Origin of the sequence: Aeromonas sp. FDAARGOS 1404 (assembly GCF_019047085.1) — a bacterium.
Lineage (GTDB): Bacteria > Pseudomonadota > Gammaproteobacteria > Enterobacterales > Aeromonadaceae > Aeromonas > Aeromonas veronii.
Genome location: NZ_CP077237.1, coordinates 2,808,070 through 2,822,272, shown reverse-complemented (window position 1 = coordinate 2,822,272; position 14,203 = coordinate 2,808,070). Strand labels below are relative to the sequence as shown.

Sequence of the window (14,203 nt, the reverse complement as noted above, 5' to 3'; positions counted from 1 at the left end):
CATGAAGCAGTACAATGAACGTAAGTATCTAATCGTTGATGAGAGAGGACTCCCCATCCCAAGGCTATGTGAGTTCACACTGACACACCTGTATGGTGCGGAAAAAACACAGGAGAATAATGCAAACCACCTAATCCATATCGAACGATGGGCAGCAATGCTAAAAGTAGATCTAGCGGAAATTGTTGCTGACACAGGGTTTGCTGATACGGGCTTATACCAGAGTTTTCTCAAACACCTTGAGCATCACTCATACGATATCAACGGAGCAAGACCCCTCCGGCCAGATATTGTTAGTCCTGATTATTTCAATCAACGCCTTGACCTAGTATTGGTTTACTTTCAATTTTTAGCCGATAAAGCAATTTCCAAGCGCCGTAATACAGATCCTCTATTCCATCAAATACCCAAGATGATGGAAAAACTTCAAGTAAAACTAGCCAAGCTGAGAAGACCAAAGACAGCTCAAGGCCGCGCCCTTGGTTTGTCATTAGTCCAACAAGCAACACTGTATGATGTCATGGAAATGCCAAGTTTGCTTGGCTGGAATAAAGCTACTCAGTTACGTAACAAGCTAATTCTTAGATTACTTTTAGAAACAGGAATTAGGAAAGGTGAACTGCTATCACTTACAACATCAAACTGCCATACGAGCAAGCTGGTACATGGAGTTTACCCATTTATCCTGACACAACAGAATGTCGAGCATAACGATCCTCGTGGTAGATCACCTCGCGAAAAAACAGTTGGCCGGATCATACCTATTTCATTTCCTCTAGCATCACTGATTGATGAATATAAACAGGCCAGAAAATCTCTTGGCGACTCAGCTATGAAGAGCCCTTATCTACTCTTAGCGACAACCAAACCACATAATCCGCTATCAATAGCAGCACTGGATGATGTTTTCTCAAGTATTAAGAATAAGATTTTAGAGTTGTCAGATATCCACCCGCATAAATTAAGACATACCCTCTTTGAAAATCTTGACAGAATGCTCACCAAAATGGGAATTGATGCAGCTCAACAGAAAAAGCTAAAAAATAATGTTGGGGGGTGGACGTATAACTCAGATAGTAGTCTAATATATGAAGCTGGTTCAATAATGGAACAATGCAACTTAGTTCTAAACCAACTTCATGCTGAAATGGAATCACATAGAAAATTATCATAATATGATTGCCGAGGTGGTGGCTATGCCGACAAAAAAAATAGATAAAAACGAAATTATGTTGGTACAAATAGACCAGCACCAAAAATTTGCTTATGACCCATATCCTGTAAGTCAGTCAGGCCAACGACTGGATTTAACACAAAGTAAAGTAGTTCTGGAACCAGAGCGGGAGACCATATCCTTTGACAAAATCCCTCACCAACTAAGAGAACATGCTCGCGCATGGATTTCTTATGCTTGTCATATCTACTCTAACTATGCACTTTTCTCACATTATAAATGCTGGCGTTTACTAAAAATCCCTGACGATATTTCAGCAGAAAACATCGCGGAAAAAACACAAGAAATCTACAGAGAATTTATGATCTCTGAACGCAGTGCGGGCACTAAATCCATTTTAAGAATGATGTATAAATGGTGTGTTGAAGAAGGTCTACCACATTTCGATGAAGATTTTTATGATTACTACCTAGCCGGTATAAAGTTTGGTACAGACGAAGGTAAAGGTCTTGATGTCATTATGGAAATACCTAACCGTGGCCCGCTCACGATCAAGGAAGAGCGAATTTTCATCTCCACATTAAACTCCATTTCTCCAGAAACACTAACCACGCATGCATTACAGGGATTGGTGTCACTGAAATGCGCCCAGGTTCTTGGCATGAGAAATATCCAAGTGATGAGGCTGAAGTTCTCTGACTTACAGCTCTCAGACAACGGTGTATACACACTAAAAGTTTTGAGAGCAAAACAAAGAGGGCAGGCCAATAATAATGTATATAAAATTCGCCCCATAACAAAAACACTTGCAAAACTACTTTCATTAATGAGAGCTCGTTACGAAGATATACTAGGTACAAAAATTACTGATGATTGGCCTGTTATCTCAGATTATTATAGTGTTAGAGATGAATTAGTTAAGCAGCAAGTAAAGATATTCAAGATGACATACATCACCAATCTGTTCAGAATGGCTGTTGGATTGGACTTCAAGGTAACCAACCGTAGACTTCGTAAAACCTTCTGTTCACGGTTAATCGCCAAAGGCACTCCTATGTCTGTTGTTGCTGAACTAATGGATCATAGTGATTTACAACAACTAGAAGTTTATTATAGACAATCGCATACTGTTGCCAAAAAACTAGATGATGTACTGCGAAGTGAGGCCATGGATATACTCGATGCATTTGCAGGTAAAGTTGTCACGCCTGATAATGCCTCTAAGCGAGGACAAGGTATTTTCGCGCCATCGAAAAATCTAAATCTTGTTCAAATTGGTAGCTGCGGTAGCGCTACCCCATGCTCTCTGCAACCCCCGCTTTCTTGTTACAACTGCTCTTCTCTAGAAGCCTTTGAAGACGTTGACCATAAGGCAGTTGTAGATACGATGGTAGAGGAAGTAAAAACAGCATTTGGTGATGCTCACGCCATAAATATTCTTCAACATAAAAACTTTTTAGCTGCTCGCAAGTTTGCTGACATGTTTGACAGGGGTGAACTATGAATACCAGCCTACAATTATTACCATCAATTGGTGTAGATGCTGATAGCAATCTGGCTCAATTAGTTCACTTTTACAAAAAAAACACTCCCTTTGCAACATTAGAAGGTTGGGAATGGGATGCCTTTAGCTGGGATGCTAAGGGTATTTGTAAGACTCAAGCCAGAAAATCTGGAAATAATATATCCGTCAATTTTAGTCGAGATAACAATCTAGGTAAAAAAGTTAAGTCATCACGCGATGCCATGAAGGCGTTTCACAATCTGGATTTATCTGACATAGCTAAATGTCATATTTCAGCCTTGCAAATTGAGAAGCCAAAAGATGTAGGAACACTCAATTTCTATATTGTTGCATATCGGTATTTAGATAATGCGATGCTAAAAAGAAATATTACAGCAAGCACTCTTACTACTTATGACTTCAAAGTCGCAGAGGCGGAAGCACACGATAAACTAGAAAGTTCTACCTTTTACCGTATTGGTCAGAGACTTGAATCTATTGCGAAATTCATTAACCAAAAGCGGCTATCCATCCAAAAGATTGGATTCAAAAAGTCATCTAAACGCGGAGAAACCCAGACCGCTAGTGATACAAGAATCGATTTTGAGTCAACTACCAAACGGCATGAGAAGCTACCTACCCATGAAAGCCTCATCGCAGTAGCAACACTTTCTAACTCGAATCTAGAAGGTGACGATGCACTGTTTCAGGCTATGGTAGAAATCATGTTTGCAACGGGTCTGCGATTTGATGAGGTGATCTGCCTAGATGTCGATTGCTTACAGGTTAGGGAGGTTGAGGAGCAAAACGTCTTCACAGGTGAAATGGACATATTATCCATTAATGAGATCCGCTACCGAGCCAAAAAGGGGGCTGGATATCAAACCAAACCAATAACCGAAAGCCTGTTACCAATCCTAAAGAAAGGTCTGACTAGCGCCATTGAAATATTAGCACCTGTACGTGACACGATTAAATGCGTTGCTAATGGGAAATACGACTTCTTCCCAATTATCACTGAAGATTGTGAGTTGTTTGTCACTGATATTTGGGAAAGATTAAATTGGTCATCACGTCCAAATCTCACATCCTATCTAAAGAAAAGAAATATCAACCTGACGAATAAACGGAATCCAAACACAGGTAAAATTGCGGTCGCATTCCACCCATCAGACTTAAAGGGAAAGGCATTCTCATTAGCACAGAAGTCTATCGCTCAGTTATGGAAACAGATTTCAGAGTTAACTGTGGCTGATTCTCTAGATAAACTAATTTTTGTTACCCAACATCAGCAGCATCATTCTGATAAGAGAGCTGAGCCTTGGGAATTCACAATGGTATCATATACTCAAATATATGACTATATAGCGGGTCGTCCCGAATTGGGTATAAAAAATGTATTTGAACGCAAAAATCTGTGCTATCAAGGTGAGCAGATCCGGCTGACATCACATCAATTCCGTCACTTTCTAGACACTATGCTAGAGCTCTCAGATTCAGTAACCCCTATAGAGATTGCTCGATACTTTGGGCGAAAGTATACTCTAGACAATGTAGCCTATGACCACACTAATCCAGCTAAAAGAGTCATGGATAACGCAGACATACTCTTTGCCGCCTCAAATATAACACCAGAGCAAGCAAAAGAGGCATCGGTGATCTTTACACTGGTTGACCGTGATGAGGTTCTTGAAACGATAGAAGACATTGGCACAACACTCATCACTGCTATTGGCTTATGTAAACATGACTATAGTGACTCTCCATGTGGAAAATACTATGCATGTGTCCGTGGATGTTCTGAGTATTATCGTATAAAAGGAAATCAGGAAGAGATCATCCATTTACAAAAACTTCAAGCTGAACAAGAATCTCGAATTCAACATGTTAAAGCAGCAGTTGACGCTGAATATCATGGTTCCAATAACTGGCTACGTTCTCATGAAGAACTATTAAATGGTTGTCGTATAGCCCTCGCCATTGAGCAGGATAATTCAATTTCAGATGGTGAATTAGTGCAAGTTTTCCCTAATGGTAATAATGGGTGCGTTGCAATATGAAAAAAGAACAGAAACAAATTACAGCAGCACTAGAGCAAGACTTCTGCAAACTCATCGTAATCCTAGCTGCCCGCAGTGGGAAAAATAAAGTCACGTGGAAGGAACTGGAACAGGAGACAGGATTTACTCGGCAAGCATTGTCAAAAAAAGAAGCTATCGTTAAGGCTTATAAAGAAGCCAATCAAAGTAGCAACATATTAGAAGATATCGGCAGGCGTGCAGAAGAAACCCAATCAAAACTTGATAAAATAAAAGAAGAAAATATCAAGTTAAAAAAACTATTAGCTGACTATGATGAGACTTTTGTCCGCTGGTTCGCTAATGCAACAAGTCGTGGTATGTCTATTGAGGAGTTGGAAGCACCGCTCCCACACTCCATGAAGACAAAAGCCAGATTGAAAGATCTTAAAAAATGAATAAAGCATTCAGTATTAGCCATGAACTGGAAGATTTTGAACTTGATAAAATGCATGCCAAGGCGCGTGAAAATCTTGTTAAGGTGGCTAATTTGGTCGGGCCACTTGACCTTGCTGAATGGCAATACTTCATAGAAAATGGCAGTTTAAATGCAACTGCCATAATAAAAGAGATTGGCATATCTCGCTCTAGCTATTACCAAAATAAGTACATTGTTGCGTACCTTAAAAGTAAGGCACAATGGCTAGCTGAGCAGAATACCTTACAGGAACTTCCCTACCAGGCTAGGGATACTTCAAAAGCACCTGCAAAGCGATACAGCCCGCAAGAAAAGAGCATTCAAGAGAAAGACAAAATAATTCGTCAATTACAGCTACGGGTTGCAGAACTTGAATCTCATTTAGAAGGCTTAAAGCAAGAATATAAATCTCTTCAATCAAATTCACATCGAGAACAGCATCGTATGGAATTGCTAGAAATATTTAAGCGGGTGCCGAGATGAATGACTTCGAGCAAGAGAAGTTTTTTCGCATCACGAGACCACCATATTCATCCAGAAAAGGTCGCTCATTTCATGCTGTGCAGATAGATCCTGACACTCTACGTAATTGCAATTACAAGCGCAATTACATCATTCACATAATTGAAAATAACAGTGATCGCCTGTCACTAATATTGGCGAAGGGTGCATTGGTTAAATTAGCTATCAAAAAGCAGTATAGTAGACGAGTAGAGCACGGAGGTATTCTCACTGTAATCACCCCTCAATACCTAGATCTTATTAGGCCGTCAGGGGAGCAGATCGTACTGATGTTAGGCAGTCACGCTAGATTTAAAGGTGTTGGCCCAGTAAAAGCCCGTAAATTATGGTCTACATTTGGTGAGTCCCTATTTGAAATATTGGATAATGGGGATGTTGTAAGCCTGCATAAGATATTAAGTGAAAGCACTGCAAAAAATACTATCGATGCATGGCGTAGCTATATAAATATTGATTCTATGCGTTTCTGCAATGCACATTTTGGATTATCAATATCCACCTCATTTTTGGTATCAGAGTATTATCAACAAGACACCATAAGTAAGATAAGTGAAGACCCTTACCGATTATTAGCATTTGGTGTTGATTTTAATGAATGTGATCGAATCTCACTGGCTCTAGGCTTTCAATTGGATGCTCCTATTCGGCTCGCAGCAGCAGCCGAGGAGGCGTTGTACTGTCACCTTTCTAGTGGGAGTACATTAGCAACACGATATGATCTAGACATATGGCTGAAACAGCTCTTACATATTCCCAATAATCCAGAAATAACAGAGAGCTATGTTAATCAAGCATTCACACTCGCCACATCGTGTGAAAACATTCTTGAGGTCGGTGAGAATGAATTACAGAGTGCTGGTGCTTTCACCATGGAAGCATATGTTGCTCAGCGATTGGTGAACCTCATCACAACCCCAAGTAAATTATCTATCGATGAAAAAAGGATAAACTACTATATCAATAAATACGAAAGCAAACAGTGTTTTAACTTAAGCTCTCTTCAAAAAGAAGCTATCTTTGGGGCTATAAAACATCGTTTTCTAATTATTAATGGTGGTGCAGGTGTAGGCAAAACTACATTATTAGATTCACTTTATTCGGTGTTTCGTGAGTTAGATATAAGACCAATACAAGTCGCACTTGCAGGCAAAGCAGCAAAAAGGATGGCAGAGGCAACAAATCAAGAGGCTAATACTATCGCAAGATTTATTAGAAACTTCAATGCTAATAGTTATGAAGGTAGACAACTTATTATTGTTGTCGATGAAAGCTCAATGGTGGACTTACCTAGTATGTACCGCCTATTGAGGTGTATTCCTAACTCTGCACATGTAATTATGTTAGGCGATATTGGGCAACTTCCACCTGTAGATTTCGGTCTTGTTTTCCATGAACTGGTGCCAATACACGACATTCCAAAAGTCACATTAACAGAGGTTCGTCGGCAAGATAAACTCTCAAACATTCCTGCTATTTCAGCTTCTATCCGTAATGGTATTCTTCCAACATTTAGCTACGATGATGTCGTCCATATTGATATCAATGGAGCCAATGCAATTCAAAAGAGAGCAGTCTCAATATATTTAGAAAAACCTGATGAAACACAAATAATTTGCGCTACAAACAAAATGGTTAATGATATAAATAAACGCTGCGTAGCATTGAATAACAGTAAACCATTAAAGGTATTTATAGAAGAAGCAAATCACTATTTAGATACTGAGTTTAAACTACATGACAAAGTAATGTGTTGCTCCAACCTTTATGCTCATGACCTGATGAATGGTTCCATAGGAACCATTTGCCAAGTTTACAACGTAATGAAAATTATAAATAATGATAACACCGATGAGCCTTTGTCTAGCTTTGGCAAGATTCTATGGGATGACGGCATAGAACGAGAGATCTCGTTGGATATAATCAATGCCCTTCGCCACGCTTATGCTATGACGATTCACAAGAGTCAGGGTTCACAGTTTAAGCAAGTCATCATTGTTCTGGATAAGGCCCCAAATATTGATCGAACAATGTGTTATACCGCGATTACACGAGCCGTAGAAAAGGTCTACTTGATCGGGCCTCTGAATATTCTGAGCCAAGCACTAACACATGAGTCAGCGAGCAAACGAAATGTTGATCTTGGACATAAGGTTAAAGCGTTGCTAATACAAGCAATGGCTGATTCTCCTTTTGCTGCTGATAGATAACCGCATGAAATTACTAGCCCTTTGATTCTCAGCCAAGTCTATCTATTCTGACCGTTCATCAAGAGGCACTTCTAAACGCCATCAGCCCCCTCAAAAGCCTCTCCACGGCCTCCAGCCTGCCCCGCAAATCGCGACTTTCTGCAACGGCATTGCTTATGGCCCTTTCAATCGCTGGATCCAATACGGAGAAGTCCGATCTTAACTCCTGGTACTCAGCAAGCATTGAATCACATTCCTGCAACGCCTGGCGGTAGTGCTCTGCTCTCGCCCTTAACCCTTCCAGAACGGATTCATACGTTTCCGGCTCACGCTCCTTACCCGATACCGTTACATGCGCACTCGGCCCAATAAATTCCTCTTTGAAATGCACTTCATCGAACTGGGGAGTCCTTATGAAATGAGAAAAGCGCTTCCCATCATCAACATGCTTCCTTTTTAGAAGTCCCTGATTTACGAGCTTGATCAGATGCCGATAAATGAAGGTATAACGCCGCTTACGTATCTGCGATTCTGCTTTGTCACCAAAAATGGCATTTACAAATCCTATCGCAGTGAAGTCATCCATGTGCAGTCGAATGAGTGCGGTGTAGAGCGCGGTGGGTAACCACACAGTCTGGGAGCTCATAAGTAATCCTTGGTCTCGAACGAAAACAATTAGTGGAAATCTAAACTCGATTGCGGATTATAATCCGTGGTTGTTAGCCAGACAACCAGAGATAGTGCTCGCCAGTGAGAGGCGAGACATGCAAGATCTAGCAAAAAAATTTGGTGATGCTGTACGTAATAGACGGCTTCAATTGGGCGTATCGCAAGATGCACTCGCATATGCGGCCGAAATTGATAGAAGCTACGTAGGACGAATTGAGCGTGGTGAGGTTAATATCACCCTGGAAAAGGCTTATCGTCTTGCCAGAGTAATGGGGTGTGACATTCGCGAGTTGCTGCCATAGATATATTTTCCAAATAATTATATCTTCACCCAGATAAAACTATATTTCCCTATAATTATTCACAGTGATGGTAATTAGCCTCATTGCCAGCTTTAGCATTTTCCTATTAGCTATTCCCCCCCCTGTAGCCTATCTATAGAAAGCGTCACAAACTGCCGTTTTCAGAAAATGCCTACATGGTCTCGATTGGCGCATTGATGATAAAGTGATCCTCTCACTACTCTTCATCGAGCCCTCTATACATGCAGAAACCAGACCTCAGAGACATCAGCCAACTTACCAAGGACGAGTTCAAGCGCATTCTAGGCCCTGTGGCTGGAAGCCTTGATGACGGGTCGAAGGTCATATTGGGGATGCAATCTGATGTGTTTGCTTGCTGCACTATCCAGGGAGATCAAATCTCGGTGAGGGGAACACCAAAGTTTGAGCAGGCCATCAAGTCAGCATATGCCCAAGCCAAGACGACAATGTGGTTCGGTTCGGCAGAGAAAGAGCGCCCGAAGGCAGAAACCATTCCTCCTGCTCTCAAGCCCAAAACCGATACAACGTCAGCCACAACCTATCGTGTACCTGTGCTCATCTACAAGTCGAAACGTGAGCCAGGTAAGAACGTTGATGGCAGCCCCGCCGAAGATATGACCTACGGCAAAATGACGGCAGAGCAGATCAAGGCTATCCCCATGTTCGTAGGGAAGATGGGAGATGACGGCTTTATTGGTGATCTCGAAAAGACTGACCCCAAGGTGTTCTTTAGTAGCTTCCGCAACATGGCCACATTGTTTGCAACTGGTGACTTGAAAATGAACATTCTGGCCATGATCGCCAAGTTCGAGAAATCTGAGGGGGGTGAATACCGGAACCAAGCGTTGACGAGAGCTGCGCGAGCTCACCCGACCACGATCAAGTTCTCAGATACCCTTATCAAGGAAGTAAAGGCAAAGCTGGCCGAACTTGATGGTGATGTGAACAAGCTTGTTCTGAGTGACTTGATGCAGCAATACAGCAAGACCTCCGGCTTTCGGTTACCTATCTTCAACTCTGCGGCGGATAAGGTGCAGGGCCTCACAATTGCGGTGAACGATGTCTGGGCAGGCAAGGCGGAAATCGCGACATATGAAAAGTTTGGCGACTTCTACAAGGGGACGATCAAAGTAACGCTATATGACCACTTCGGTCTCGATTATCCTGACATTGGCCCTGACCCCACGACCGGAAGAGTCAAGTTCTACGGCCTGGCGTCCGGTTTCAGAAGCTGGTTTGTTCTTCAACACTACAAGCGCTTTGCCTACAAGCCATTTTTGACCGTCATTGAACTCAGCTATCCATTCCAAGGGGAACTAAAGTGAGCGCAGCCGTGAAGACAGAGAGAACATGGGTATTCGTGTTGTTCATGCTCTATCACCTCTTGAATGCATCGATCCTGTTCATTCAGCCTGTCTATGACTGGTTTAACGATGAATACTCACTGACTGGCCTATATGTACTGCTCATGCCCTATCTCTGGGGTTTGATAACGATACTGGGTGCGATTTTGTTCTTGTCAGATCGCTCTTGGAAATACCTGGCAGGTAATCTACTCGGTGGTTCAATTCTTCTCTTTTGGTGGCTTAGACTGGCATCCCAATATTAGTTAGTATCGTCAGGCATATGAATGAGTAGACCGAATGGCATTTTCTTGGGGGTGGATTCATGCAGCGTAAGCTGCAAGCTCACAAGAGCTGTTCGAAACGGAAATGAGTTCCCGCCTTGTCTATCCACTGGTTGCAGTAGCTCCACCCAGCAGCAATAAATCCAGTTTTTCATCAGCTCCGGTCTGAGATTTTCAGCCTGTATCTCCATCCTCATTACCAGCTCTGCTGGTCTGCTGCATGTGTTATATTCGGCTCAAATATTGAGCTGAATGATGGGCGGGGTCGGCTCATTATTGAGACCTTAGCACGTTGGATGAGGAAATAATGGAACCATTTTGGATTTGGCAACAAGACGACTGGCCCCATTTTCGTTGGCAGGATAGCGAGATATTGCCCAGATTACGGCAGGTGCAACGCAGGCAGGGAATTCTAATCGGTAGTCATTCCAGGTTGGGGAACCCCGACCAAACGTTGGACACATTATTGGCTAACATCATCGCCTCGTCCGCTATCGAAGGCGAACGCCTCAATGCACAATCCGTGCGTTCATCCCTAGCTAGGCGGTTAGGGAGCCCACAAACTCAGTCCTATCCAGTATCAGAGCGCTCAGAGGGGCTCGCGGCCATGATGCTGGATGCCATCGACAACCATGAACAACCACTGACAATTGAACGACTTTACCAATGGCATCGTTGGCTGTTCCCCGCCAACGAATGGTCGGTGCAGCCAGTGAACGTAGGGCAGTTGCGAGGAGATGAGCCGATGCAGGTTGTCTCTGGGCGTGTTGATCGCCCCACCGTGCATTTTGAGGCACCGCCCAGAGCAACTCTGGACGATCAACTGGCCGAGTTCATCCCCTGGTTTAACCAGACTCGGCATGACCCCACGATGGATCCGCTTCTTCGTGCCGCAATCATCCATTTCTGGTTCGTGACCCTGCATCCCGTTGATGATGGCAATGGGCGGCTCACGCGGGCACTGACCGATCTCGCGCTGTCACAGGCTGACAGCCACAGCATCCGGCTGTATGCCATGTCAGTTGCCATTCTAGAGCTGCGGGGTGACTACTATCGAGCGCTTGAGTCAGCGCAGAGGGGCTCGCTAGATATTACCTCCTGGATCTGTTGGTTCCTCGACACACTGGATTACTCCATAGAGCTGGCGTTACAGGTTATTGACCGTTCTCTTGCCAAAAAACATTTCTGGTTGCAGCACTGTCATGATGGTCTGAGTCCAGAGCAAACCAAGGTTATTAACCGTTTATTGGATGGCGGCCAACAAGGTTTTGAAAATGGCATCAACGCCAGCCAATATCAAAAAGTCGCCGGAGTCAGCAAGGCGACGGCTACACGCCATCTGGCCGAATTGGTGGGTAGGGGGTGCATTGAGAAATTACCTGGTGGCGGACGCAATACACGCTATCAGATCCGCTTGCACACCGAGGGAGTTTGAAAAAGCATCGCCATGGGGTGTTATTTTTATTTGGTAGATAAAATCTGCGATTAACGTACCAATGACGATCTTTAGTTAAATATTGACGCCATGATTAGTTCCGTCAGGCATATGAACGAATAAACTTAGCCGACAGTCATTACTCTCAACAGACCTTTTGAGCGACAATAAACCATCGAGAACATCGGGATCTATTTCAGGAACATCACCAGCCATGAGATTTGAAAGCAGTTTGGTCACACTGAGACGTACCAGTTGCTCTTCGGCCAGCGCCTTTGCTCTCTGGACAACCTCCGGTGATTCGGATGAGATGATGTTCTCTAATGTCCTCCCCATACGGTGCTCCTACTACAGATAGAATTAAAGGCCCACGCCGAGCTGGCATGGGCTCTCAGCACTAGATCAAAAACTCTTCCAATGCACGACCATTAGCCACTGCTTCTGCGATGGTCTTGGGCATGCGACCTTGGCCAGTCCAGGTTTTCTCCTGACCGTCTTCGGTGTATTTGTATTTTGCAGGACGAGGAGCGCGCTTGCTCTTTACTGTACCCTCTGCTTTTGCAGTGGTTGCAGTACCAACAAGCTCACTCGGATCTATGCCCGCTTGTTTCAGCAGCTCGGTAAACTCAGCCAGTTTTTGCAGGCGTTCAGCGGACTCTTCTCTCAATTTGCTCTCTTGCTGCTCACGCTCAGCAAAAATCTCTTCGAATTTTTCTCTGATTTCGACCAGCTGCTCGAAAGAGAGCTCGCGCAATGCAGCTCGCAGACTACGAATATTCATCAGTATTTTCAAAAAATCGTTCATTTTTATCCTCATGTATCACATTTTTATATCAGGAAAATTATCTCTCAATCCCAGCATCAGCTCCACTGTTTTTGGCACCAAGATGATTCGAAAAAGCATCATTTAAAAATCCTGAGCTAAATTGCGTTTGGATCTACTTATTGGCCTAGCTCCAATCTGCTATGAAAATATGTAGCTAAAAATTAAATCCAAGTGGTAGTGAGCGTTGAGACCACCTCACCAGATGAGCCGATGAAGGATCTTGTTCGGCTCACGAAATGAGCCGATAGGACAATATCATTGGCTCACAGAATGAGTCGATGATAAGAAATTTTAGATTTGCCCCTTGAGGATCCAGACACTTCGCCCCTCTTAACTTAAGAGGAAGTCTTGGATGACTAGGCCACTACACATCCATGTCTCCAGAAAGCAAAAAACCCCGCAACGAGGCAGGGTTTCAGCATTTTTTCAACTTCGCACTCAGGGTAGCGACTCTCCCTTGTTTCAACTTCGCACTTAGGGTAGCGAATCTCCCTGTGCCTTGATTCTATGAAAGGTGAAGCCGCTAGTCAACATTATTACTGGCATAACCAGCATTGAGCACTTATTTGATATGTTATTTTTGGATGCCTTTGCACTCAAATTTTGGAGGTGTTTTCCAACCTGTAACGCGCCCGCTGCGTTTGTTGATCCTGCGGTATTCATTCCCCAACAGGATTTCCCATTCAGAGCCGTTCTCCGATAGAACCTGAAAAGTAGTCCCCAGCTCAATGCCTAAACCTGGTTCAGTACAGACCAACTCGGTCATCAGCCCTCCTCAATGCAGGGGCATTTGGTTGTTAATTTTCCACTCAAAACGACAGTTTGGGGTAGGATAGCTCATGAGAGGTCGTGTTTGTACAATGAGGAGTGCTACATGATGCCCTATGCAACCTATCATCCTAGTAGTGACGCAGTTACTCCGAACCGTCTCCTAGAAGGTCTTGGTATTCCTCGTGACCCACTAGGAGCACATCTATGGATCGTGGCTGGCGTTGCTCCTGGCATCATTCATCGACTGGCTGAATTGATGAGTGCAGACATAGGTTTGATATGCCGCTTAGCAGGCATTAGCCGCCACACTGTTGCTCGCAAGCTGAGGATTGGGGCTCCCCTATCAATCTCTCAGGGTGCCAGGGTATACGGCGTTGTACAGGCCCTCAATGCGGCACTATCCCTCAACAAGAACGATACTGCCAAGGCGTTGTCATGGATAAACAGACCAGCCTGGGGCCTCGGTGGCGTGGCTCCAGCCACATTGCTGAATACACCGATGGGGGTTCAGGCTGTTGTGAATTTGGTGGGACGGATTCAGCATGGGGTGTGCAACTAAATCGAGGGTTCTGATAGGCGAATCCCCACAGAATGCTTCAAAAACAACCAATCTCATCATTTTTTGAAATTTATTTCATTTACCCCACTTGAAAAATTCGGAAAACTGTCC

The 14,203-nt window shown here is 43.6% G+C and carries 14 protein-coding genes and 1 pseudogene; 11 read left to right on the top strand and 4 right to left on the bottom strand.

From position 1 onward, the window contains the following. The first annotated feature begins 1 nt into the window (after position 1). The 6 genes from I6L34_RS13115 to I6L34_RS13090 are packed head-to-tail and all read left to right on the top strand — an operon-like array spanning position 2 to position 7,903. A complete protein-coding gene (locus I6L34_RS13115; protein WP_216954819.1) occupies positions 2-1,174 on the top strand; it encodes a site-specific integrase in 1,173 nt (390 codons plus the stop codon). After that, positions 1,140-2,678: a site-specific integrase gene (locus I6L34_RS13110; RefSeq protein WP_254202861.1), complete on the top strand. Its 1,539-nt coding sequence runs from the start codon at positions 1,140-1,142 to the stop codon at positions 2,676-2,678. Before I6L34_RS13115 ends, I6L34_RS13110 begins: the two co-directional genes overlap by 35 nt. Further along, positions 2,675-4,738 (top strand): integrase, encoded by a 2,064-nt coding sequence (locus tag I6L34_RS13105; protein ID WP_254202860.1) that lies wholly within the window; start codon positions 2,675-2,677, stop codon positions 4,736-4,738. Before I6L34_RS13110 ends, I6L34_RS13105 begins: the two co-directional genes overlap by 4 nt. Beyond that, positions 4,735-5,154, top strand: coding sequence for a hypothetical protein (locus I6L34_RS13100; protein WP_005895563.1), 420 nt, complete (start codon positions 4,735-4,737; stop codon positions 5,152-5,154). The genes I6L34_RS13105 and I6L34_RS13100 overlap by 4 nt, the downstream gene beginning before the upstream one ends. Then, entirely contained in the window at positions 5,151-5,657 is a 507-nt protein-coding gene (locus I6L34_RS13095) for a hypothetical protein (protein ID WP_058059302.1), read from the top strand. Before I6L34_RS13100 ends, I6L34_RS13095 begins: the two co-directional genes overlap by 4 nt. Then, a complete protein-coding gene (locus I6L34_RS13090) occupies positions 5,654-7,903 on the top strand; it encodes an AAA family ATPase (protein ID WP_216954818.1) in 2,250 nt (749 codons plus the stop codon). Before I6L34_RS13095 ends, I6L34_RS13090 begins: the two co-directional genes overlap by 4 nt. 58 nt (positions 7,904-7,961) lie before the next feature. Here the strand turns inward: I6L34_RS13090 and I6L34_RS13085 are convergent, their stop codons facing one another. Beyond that, positions 7,962-8,528: a hypothetical protein gene (locus I6L34_RS13085; protein ID WP_216954817.1), complete on the bottom strand. Its 567-nt coding sequence runs from the start codon at positions 8,526-8,528 to the stop codon at positions 7,962-7,964. A 118-nt stretch (positions 8,529-8,646) separates the two neighbouring features. Between I6L34_RS13085 and I6L34_RS13080 the strand changes: the two genes are divergently transcribed. The 4 genes and pseudogenes from I6L34_RS13080 (at position 8,647) to I6L34_RS13070 (ending at position 11,936) form a co-directional block, all read left to right on the top strand. Next, positions 8,647-8,853, top strand: a complete 207-nt coding sequence (locus I6L34_RS13080; RefSeq protein WP_074045178.1) for a helix-turn-helix domain-containing protein — start codon at positions 8,647-8,649, stop codon at positions 8,851-8,853. A 242-nt stretch (positions 8,854-9,095) separates the two neighbouring features. Then, positions 9,096-10,199: a DUF3289 family protein gene (locus I6L34_RS13075; RefSeq protein WP_216954816.1), complete on the top strand. Its 1,104-nt coding sequence runs from the start codon at positions 9,096-9,098 to the stop codon at positions 10,197-10,199. Between the two features lie 609 nt (positions 10,200-10,808). Further along, positions 10,809-10,994, top strand: a pseudogene (locus I6L34_RS21855) (DUF4172 domain-containing protein); the annotation flags it as partial. Positions 10,995-11,108: 114 nt separating this feature from the next. Further along, positions 11,109-11,936 carry a Fic family protein gene (locus I6L34_RS13070; RefSeq protein ID WP_235671866.1) on the top strand — a complete coding sequence of 276 codons (828 nt, stop codon included), beginning with the start codon at positions 11,109-11,111 and terminating at the stop codon, positions 11,934-11,936. Between the two features lie 75 nt (positions 11,937-12,011). On the opposite strand, the gene I6L34_RS13065 is transcribed toward I6L34_RS13070, so the two are convergent. From I6L34_RS13065 to I6L34_RS13055, 3 genes are all read right to left on the bottom strand, one after another. Then, positions 12,012-12,272, bottom strand: a complete 261-nt coding sequence (locus tag I6L34_RS13065) for a hypothetical protein (RefSeq protein WP_216954815.1) — start codon at positions 12,270-12,272, stop codon at positions 12,012-12,014. A gap of 61 nt (positions 12,273-12,333) precedes the next feature. Next, entirely contained in the window at positions 12,334-12,741 is a 408-nt protein-coding gene (locus I6L34_RS13060) for an H-NS family nucleoid-associated regulatory protein (protein WP_042024860.1), read from the bottom strand. Positions 12,742-13,336: 595 nt separating this feature from the next. Further along, positions 13,337-13,528, bottom strand: coding sequence for a hypothetical protein (locus I6L34_RS13055; RefSeq protein WP_058059819.1), 192 nt, complete (start codon positions 13,526-13,528; stop codon positions 13,337-13,339). 12 nt (positions 13,529-13,540) lie between these two features. Here I6L34_RS13055 and I6L34_RS13050 point away from each other — a divergent pair, with 12 nt between their 5' ends. Then, a complete protein-coding gene (locus tag I6L34_RS13050) occupies positions 13,541-14,092 on the top strand; it encodes an antitoxin Xre/MbcA/ParS toxin-binding domain-containing protein (protein WP_201976755.1) in 552 nt (183 codons plus the stop codon). Positions 14,093-14,203 lie beyond the last annotated feature (111 nt).

Bases quoted from the DNA above. Each gene is read 5' to 3' on its own strand.
- I6L34_RS13115 (WP_216954819.1), top strand. From the start codon at position 2: ATGAAGCAGTACAATGAACGTAAGTATCTAATCGTTGATGAGAGAGGA.
- I6L34_RS13110 (WP_254202861.1), top strand. From the start codon at position 1,140: ATGCTGAAATGGAATCACATAGAAAATTATCATAATATGATTGCCGAG.
- I6L34_RS13105 (WP_254202860.1), top strand. From the start codon at position 2,675: ATGAATACCAGCCTACAATTATTACCATCAATTGGTGTAGATGCTGAT.
- I6L34_RS13100 (WP_005895563.1), top strand. From the start codon at position 4,735: ATGAAAAAAGAACAGAAACAAATTACAGCAGCACTAGAGCAAGACTTC.
- I6L34_RS13095 (WP_058059302.1), top strand. From the start codon at position 5,151: ATGAATAAAGCATTCAGTATTAGCCATGAACTGGAAGATTTTGAACTT.
- I6L34_RS13090 (WP_216954818.1), top strand. From the start codon at position 5,654: ATGAATGACTTCGAGCAAGAGAAGTTTTTTCGCATCACGAGACCACCA.
- I6L34_RS13085 (WP_216954817.1), bottom strand. From the start codon at position 8,528: ATGAGCTCCCAGACTGTGTGGTTACCCACCGCGCTCTACACCGCACTC.
- I6L34_RS13080 (WP_074045178.1), top strand. From the start codon at position 8,647: ATGCAAGATCTAGCAAAAAAATTTGGTGATGCTGTACGTAATAGACGG.
- I6L34_RS13075 (WP_216954816.1), top strand. From the start codon at position 9,096: ATGCAGAAACCAGACCTCAGAGACATCAGCCAACTTACCAAGGACGAG.
- I6L34_RS13070 (WP_235671866.1), top strand. From the start codon at position 11,109: ATGATGCTGGATGCCATCGACAACCATGAACAACCACTGACAATTGAA.
- I6L34_RS13065 (WP_216954815.1), bottom strand. From the start codon at position 12,272: ATGGGGAGGACATTAGAGAACATCATCTCATCCGAATCACCGGAGGTT.
- I6L34_RS13060 (WP_042024860.1), bottom strand. From the start codon at position 12,741: ATGAACGATTTTTTGAAAATACTGATGAATATTCGTAGTCTGCGAGCT.
- I6L34_RS13055 (WP_058059819.1), bottom strand. From the start codon at position 13,528: ATGACCGAGTTGGTCTGTACTGAACCAGGTTTAGGCATTGAGCTGGGG.
- I6L34_RS13050 (WP_201976755.1), top strand. From the start codon at position 13,541: ATGCAGGGGCATTTGGTTGTTAATTTTCCACTCAAAACGACAGTTTGG.